The sequence below is a fragment of the Clostridium sp. AF02-29 genome (assembly GCF_934835585.1).
In the GTDB taxonomy this organism is placed as follows: domain Bacteria; phylum Bacillota; class Clostridia; order Lachnospirales; family Lachnospiraceae; genus Otoolea; species Otoolea fessa.
The window spans coordinates 1-3,240 of record NZ_CAKVZK010000072.1; the positions used below are offsets into that span (position 1 = coordinate 1).

Here is a 3,240-nt window from a genome sequence, read left to right on the forward strand (position 1 = left end):
ATTTACAATTCCCATCCAACTGACTATAATAAAGAATGTCCGTTTGCCTGCAAAGGCGCGGAACCATATCCATCTGCATCAGGGCGATATGACAGAAAAATGAACTTAAAAGAATGGAAGAAAGAACAATGGATGTAATTGAAAAATTTGGAAATAGAGTGAGCAGCCAGGCGCTTAAGGATCCGGAAAAAGCGCGTCGGCTGCTTCTTGCAGGATACCGCCTGCAGGAAAAGAAGCTTCAGTTTTTGCCGGATCGGGGGCTGCCGTCGTCGGGACAGTATGTGGCGCGGGTGGTTATGAAAAATATCATTCAGTCGCTGTCGGAACCGGAGAATGCGGCGATGGTCAGCATATTTGTGCCGGGAGAGCTGGTGATGGCGGCAGGGCTGACGCCGTACTCAGTGGAGGCGATGTCCTGTTTTATGGCGGGAACGAAGTGTGAGCAGACGTTTCTTCGGAAAACGGAGGAAGAAGGATTTCCGGAGACGATGTGTTCGTACCACAGGGTGTTTCTGGGGGCGGCGCTGACGGGGATTCTGCCAAAACCGAACTGCATGATTTATACGAACCTTGCGTGTGATGGAAATATGATGACGTTTCCGTATTTAAAGGATAAATTTGAATGTCCGGGCTTTTATATTGATGTTCCGTATGAGAAAAACCGGGAATCGGTTCTGTATGTGGCGGATCAGCTGCGGAAATTGAAACGGTTTCTGGAGGAGACGACGGACAGACGGATTTCGGAGGAAACAGTGCGGAGTGCGGTAGATAACAGCCGGAAAGCGGCGGCGAATTATAAAAAACAGCTTGCCCTGCGGTGTGCGCATGACCCGGTGACCTCTCTGACGAATGAATTGTATGCGCTTTTTATGTGCCATCTGATGGCTGGCTCAGAGACGGCGGTTACCTATACGGAAAAACTTCTGCGCGATGTGCGGATGTCACCGAGGGGAGATGGTCTTTCGGTAATCTGGATGCACATCATGCCATTTTTACAGGAGCCGGTTAAGGATATTTTTAATTATAGTAAGAAAATGCACATCCGCGCTTGTGATTTCATCGCAGATGGTTTTCAGGAGATGCATGCGGAAGACCCGTATGAGGCGATGGCAGAGAAAATGGTCTACTGCATTTACAACGGCAGTGTGAAACAGAGAGTTGAGGAAGCGGAACGGCTTGCCAGAATCACGGAAGCGGATGGTGCTGTTTTATTTGCCCACTGGGGCTGTAAGGGAACGATCGGTGCATCCAGCCTGATTAAGCAGTCCTTAGAAAAGACAGGACTTCCGACGATGATTCTCGACGGTGACGGCTGCAACCCCGCCAATACCAGCGACGGTCAGGTATCGACGCGGCTTCAGGCGTTTGTGGAAATGCTGGAAAAGGGCAAGGAGGAGAAACACGCATGATTTATTACGTCTGTAAGTACACCCCGATCGAGCTGTTCCGGGGGTTTGGAGAAGAATGTTCTGTTTTGGAGGAAATGCCGGAAAATTTCGAACAGTCGGATCAGATTGCACATGCAAATCTGTGCGGCTTTGGAAAATCGGTCATTCAGGCAGTGCTGGAAGGAAAGGTTGAACAGCTGGTGCTGGTAAACTGCTGCGATTCGATGCGGCGCGTTTACGATATCGTGGAGAGCACGGGAAAATGTAAGTTTTTATATATGCTGGATCTGCCGCATGATGATAATGAATGTGAAAAAGTGAAATTTGCGGGCACGATCCGGAGGCTTAAAAAGGCATATGAGGCATATTCCGGGAAAGTGTTTGATAAACGCGCTTTTATCAAGTCCTTTATTACGCCGGAAATGAACACGGAGCCGTACATTGGTGTGCTGGGCGTGCGGGTCAGCGGCATTCTGGAGGATATGATCCGGGACAATATCCAGATGGATGTGGAAAATCTGACCTGTACGGGTGGTCGGAAACTGTCGGTCGTACAGGATGAAATGTGGAATATGGAGGAAGAGGAGCTGTTTCTTTCTTACGCGGACGTCCTGCTGGGACAGATGCCGTGTTTCCGCATGAACCGTTCGATCCGCAGAAACCGTCTGTATCTGGATCCGAATTTAAAGGGAATTATTTATCACACGATCAAGTTCTGTGATTATTATGGATTTGAGTATGCGAGTATCAAGCGGGATATCAAGGTTCCGCTCCTTAAGATTGAGACTGATTTTACGAGCCAGAGCGCGGGGCAGCTTTTGACGCGCATTCAGGCATTTGAGGAGACGATCGAGGGATCAGAGGATATGGATCCGGGAAAAGGTATCAGTGAGGAGGCAAGAAAGAAGATGGAGTCGGGCATTTTTTATGTAGCGGGAATCGACAGCGGTTCGACAAGTACGGATGTGGTCATACTGGATCAGGATGGAAAAATTAAATCGACGATGATTATTCCGACCGGCGGCGGTGCGATGATGAGCGCCGAGAAGAGTCTGGATCTGGCGATTGAGAAAGCGGGAATTAAGAAAGAGGAGATCGTGCGGATCGATACGACCGGATATGGACGATCCTACATTGACAGCGGGGATGACAGCATCACGGAGATTACCTGCCATGCCAAGGGCGCAAATTATCTGAATCCGAATGTCCGCACTATCATCGACATTGGCGGGCAGGATATCAAGGCGATCAGCATCGACGGGCAGGGAGCCGTGAAAAATTTCCTGATGAATGACAAATGTGCCGCCGGAACGGGACGTTTTCTGGAAATGATGGCGAAAACGCTGGGACTTTCCCTGGAGGAAATGAGTGTGAAAGGGCTGGAATGGAAGCATAATATCGTGATTTCCAGCATGTGTACGGTGTTTGCAGAGTCGGAGGTCGTGTCGCTGGTGGCACAGAATAAGGATGTGGCAGATATTATCCACGGTTTAAATGTGTCAGTTGCCTCAAAAGTCGGCGCGTTGGCAGCCCGCCTTGGAAAGGATCATCCAGGCGAATATATGATGACCGGCGGTGTGGCGAAGAACCGGGGTATCATCCAGGCATTGGAAGAGAAGCTTGGTGCTAAACTTTATATCTGTGATGAGGCGCAGCTCTGCGGTGCGCTGGGAGCGGCGCTATTTGCTTATGAGAAATGTAAAGGCAGTGCGGAGGAAACGCGATGAAGCGGCAGGGTTAAAACACTTGTATCGATATTTTCGTCAGATATTCACTGGGAGAGGCTGTGGCCAATTCGTCGATCACAGCCTCTTTATAAGAGTATTTGCCGGTTTTAAACTTGTGTTCATCG

The 3,240-nt window shown here is 49.4% G+C and carries 2 protein-coding genes; both read left to right on the forward strand.

Translation table 11 applies throughout. From position 1 onward, the window contains the following. Positions 1–128: 128 nt before the first annotated feature. Positions 129–1,409 (forward strand): 2-hydroxyacyl-CoA dehydratase family protein, encoded by a 1,281-nt coding sequence (locus PUQ60_RS11380; protein WP_118684663.1) that lies wholly within the window; start codon positions 129–131, stop codon positions 1,407–1,409. Next, entirely contained in the window at positions 1,406–3,115 is a 1,710-nt protein-coding gene (locus PUQ60_RS11385) for an acyl-CoA dehydratase activase (protein WP_015552775.1), read from the forward strand. Before PUQ60_RS11380 ends, PUQ60_RS11385 begins: the two co-directional genes overlap by 4 nt. Positions 3,116–3,240: the final 125 nt, after the last annotated feature.